Source organism: Rhodococcus sp. NPDC059234, from assembly GCF_042754225.1.
GTDB lineage: Bacteria > Actinomycetota > Actinomycetes > Mycobacteriales > Mycobacteriaceae > Rhodococcus_G.
The window spans coordinates 1-3,853 of sequence record NZ_JBHZAH010000202.1; the positions used below are offsets into that span (position 1 = coordinate 1).

The window sequence follows — 3,853 nt, forward strand, 5'->3', positions numbered from 1 at the left end:
GGGCGGGACCGCGCGGCCGGCCAGGTCACAGTCCGAAGGTCTTGCCGATGATGTCGCGCTGGATCTCGCTGGTGCCGCCGAAGATGGTCGACACCAGGGTGGCGCGGACGTGTCGCTCCATGTCGAACTCGGCCGCGTAGCCGTATCCGCCCATCATCTGCATTCCCTCGAGTGCGACGCGCTTGGCGGTTTCGGTCGCCTTCAGTTTGGCCATCGAGGCCTCGCGGGCCAGCATCTTGTGCGGGTTGGCGTCCGCCTCCCGGGCGACGCTGTAGACCAGCAGCTTGGTGCACTCGATCTCGGTGGCGAGGTCGGCCATCCGGTGGCGCAACGCCTGGAAGGTGCCGATGGGCCGGCCGAACTGTTTGCGCTGGGTGATGAACCCTAGCGTGTCCGCGAACGCACGCTCCGCGGTGCCGAGGATCATCGCCGAGAGGATCAGCCGCTCGAAGTTCAGGCCGGTCATCAGCTGGCGCCAGCCGCCGCCGACCTCACCGACGACCGCATCGGCGGGCAGCACGCAGTCGGTGAAGAAGAGGTCGTTGGTCTCCTTCTGGCCGCCCATCAGTTCGATCGGGCTGATCTTCAGGCCGGCGGTATCGGCGGGGACGTGGAACATCGTCAGGCCCTCGTGCTTGCTCTCGCCCCGGCTGGTGCGTGCGACCAGCAGGATGTTCTCCGAGATGTGTGCGTTCGAGCACCAGGTCTTCTGGCCGTTGATCACCCAGCCGTCCGCAGTTCTCTCGGCCTTGGTGCTCAGGTTGCCGACGTCGGATCCGGCCTCTGGCTCGGACATCGAGATCGATTGCGACGCACCACGAACGATGCCGCGTAGCACGGTGTCCTTCTGCTCGGAGGTGCCGAACCTCTCGTACGCCCCGCCGGTGATCAAGGTCGGTCCGATGGCGCCGATCGGGGCCATCCCGCGGGCGGTCTCCTCGAGCAGGATGCACATGTCGACCATGGTCGCTTCGGACCCGCCGTACGCCTCGGGGATGGTCAGTCCCAGCCAGCCCAGTTCGGCCATCTTCTCGTAGAGGCCCTGGTTGTGATTGTGCGTGCCGCGGTCGGTCAGCTGGTCGCGCTTTTCTCGGGTGCCGGCTTCCCGCTTGCAGAAGTCGGCCACTGCCTGGGCGAACGCCCGCTGTTCGGTGCTGAACTCAACGCTCATCTGTGATCTCCATCGGTCGGGTCGATACAGCTCGTGTCGGTTGGGGTTCACGCCGCGTGGGGGTCTTGCCGACCGGTGTCGCACGGCCTACTGTGATGCCCACCACGCTACAGCAAATCAAATATATGTGATGCGATCAGTGGACGGATTCGGGTCGCTCGGCCAGGGTTCAGGTTGGCGGAACGTCGCCGGAGACCGAGCCACAGACAATGGAGGAGTCAGCAATGCCCCAGCGGTCCACCACACAGTCGAGCGAGACCGCGACCACCGAGAGTTCGGCGTCCGCTCCGCAGGGGGGCGCGGACGCCGAACGGTCGGTGGTCGAATCGCTCGACCCGCGTACGGGCGAGGTGCTCGGGAGCTACCCGGTGGCCGATACGGACGAGGTGGCGAGGGTGGTCGAACGGGCCCGCGGCGCGGCCCAGTGGTGGTCCGACATCGGTTTCGACGGTCGGAAGGGCTGGTTGCAGAGTTGGAAGAAAGCGATCGCTTCCGATGCCGCATCGCTGGCCGCGGTCATCTCGGCCGAGACGGGAAAGCCCGCGGACGACGCCCTGCTCGAGGTGATGCTTGCGGTCGAGCACCTGGACTGGGCGTCGAAGAAGGCGGGCAAGGTACTCGGAACCAGGAAGGTCCCGGCAGGCCTGGTCAGCGCCAACCAGGAGGCAACCGTCCGGTACCAGCCCCTCGGTGTGGTGGGCGTGATCGGCCCGTGGAACTACCCGCTGTACACCCCGATGGGATCGATCTCCTACGCCCTCGCTGCCGGTAACGCGGTGGTGTTCAAACCGAGCGAGCTCACCCCGGGTGTCGCCGCCTGGATCGCGGACAAGTGGAACGGGCTGGTGCCGAACCAGCCCGTGCTGCAGGTGATCACCGGGTTCGGGGCCACCGGGACCGCGCTGTGCCGGTCCGGCGTGGACAAGATCGCGTTCACCGGGTCCACCCCGACCGCGAAGAAGGTCATGGCCACCTGCGCCGAGACCCTCACCCCGATCGTTGCGGAGTGTGGCGGCAAGGACGCGATGCTCGTGGACGCCGACGCCGACCTCGAGCAGGCTTCGAGCTTCGCCGTGTTCGGCGCGATGGGCAACGCCGGGCAGACCTGCGTGGGTGTGGAGCGAATCTACGTTGCGGACAAGGTGTTCGACACGTTCGTGCAGAAGGTGACGGACAAGGCCAAGCGCCTGAGGATCGGCGGCGGGGCCGGCGATTCCTACGGGCCGATGACGCTCGGCAGGCAGACCGAGGTGGTGGCGGAGCAGGTGGCGGACGCCCTCGCCAAGGGAGCGAGCGTGGTCCTCGGCGGACCCGAGTCGGTGCGCGCGCCCTACGTCGAGCCGATCATCCTCACCGATGTCCCCGAGGGCAGCAGCGCCGTCACCGATGAGACCTTCGGTCCGACCGTCGTGATCAACCGGATGACCGATCTCGACGACGGAGTGGCCAAGGCCAACGCCTCCGGGTACGGACTCGGCGCATCGGTGTTCACCGGCAATCGGGGGCGGGCGATGGCCGCGGCCGAACGCCTGCGTTCCGGGGTGGTGACCGTCAACTCTGTCCTCGGCTTCGCCGGAGTTCCCGCGTTGCCGTTCGGTGGGGTGGGGGAGTCCGGCTTCGGCCGCATCCACGGCGCAGACGGACTCCGCGAGTTCAGCCGCGCCAAATCGGTGACGCGCCAGAAGTACAAGGCGCCGCTGAACCTGCTCACGATGGAGCGCAACGCCCGGGACATGAAGATCGCGGCCTGGCTGCTGCGCACCCGCCACGGACGGAAGTGATCGACGATGCTGCTGACCGACGGGGGCCCGGTGCCGCGTGGCCGGTACGGCTGGCTGCGCCACATCGAGAAGCTCGACCCGGTGGCCGACCACCAGGAGATCCACCGGATCACCGCCGGGCTCGAATTTCCCTGGGACTACACCCGTTCGCTCGAGCTCGCCCTGTTCCGGACGTACTGCGTCCCGACGATCTCGGCGCTGTTGCGCAAGACCGGGGAGTTCGAGAAGCGGCCGCAGAAACGGTACGACGACACCTCCCTGCTGATGGCCGAGCTGATCGAGCACGGCTACGACTCGCCGCGTGGACGCGAGTCGTTGCGGATGGTCAACCGGATGCACGGCAAATACGAGATCGACAACGCCGACATGCTGTACGTGCTCACCACCTTCATCTACGAGCCGTTGGACTGGATCGATCGGTACGGCTGGCGCAGACTGCATCCGCACGAGCGGCTCGCCGCATTCCACTTCTATCGAGAGGTGGGACTGCGCATGGGAATTCGGGAGATTCCGGACGACTTCCAGGAGCTGCATCGCTTCAAGATGGAGTTCGAGCGCGACCACTTCCGGTACACCGACGACAATCACGCGATCGGGACCTACACGCGGGACCTGTTCTGCTCCTGGTTTCCGCGAGTGGTCCGGCCCGCGGTGGGGGTCGGCGTCAACGCCATGCTCGACCCGATGATGCTCTCGGCCTTCGGTTTCCGTGCGGCACCGGCGTGGATCAGGTCCGCGGCCGACGCCGCACTTGTCGGACGCGCCAAGGCGTTGGTGCTGTTCCCTCGGCGAGCCAAGTCGAAGGCGGCCCACCAACCGGGCAACCGGACCTACCCCGGGTACCCGGTCGGGTACCGCCCCAGCGATCTCGGCGTCGAGTCGGACCACGGCCGCCACTGAC

General features: G+C 67.0%; 3 protein-coding genes. 2 read left to right on the forward strand and 1 reads right to left on the reverse strand.

The window, feature by feature from the left end; all coding sequences use genetic code 11:
- Nucleotides 1–25 precede the first annotated feature (25 nt).
- Complete coding sequence (locus ACFXGJ_RS24105) at nucleotides 26–1,171, reverse strand: acyl-CoA dehydrogenase family protein (protein WP_378625783.1); 1,146 nt, start codon at nucleotides 1,169–1,171, stop codon at nucleotides 26–28.
- Nucleotides 1,172–1,395: 224 nt separating this feature from the next.
- On the opposite strand from ACFXGJ_RS24105, the gene ACFXGJ_RS24110 reads away from it, so the two are divergent.
- Nucleotides 1,396–2,952, forward strand: coding sequence for an aldehyde dehydrogenase family protein (locus ACFXGJ_RS24110; protein ID WP_378625784.1), 1,557 nt, complete (start codon nucleotides 1,396–1,398; stop codon nucleotides 2,950–2,952).
- A 6-nt stretch (nucleotides 2,953–2,958) separates the two neighbouring features.
- Nucleotides 2,959–3,852 carry an oxygenase MpaB family protein gene (locus tag ACFXGJ_RS24115; RefSeq protein WP_378625785.1) on the forward strand — a complete coding sequence of 298 codons (894 nt, stop codon included), beginning with the start codon at nucleotides 2,959–2,961 and terminating at the stop codon, nucleotides 3,850–3,852.
- The last annotated feature ends 1 nt before the right edge of the window (nucleotide 3,853 follow it).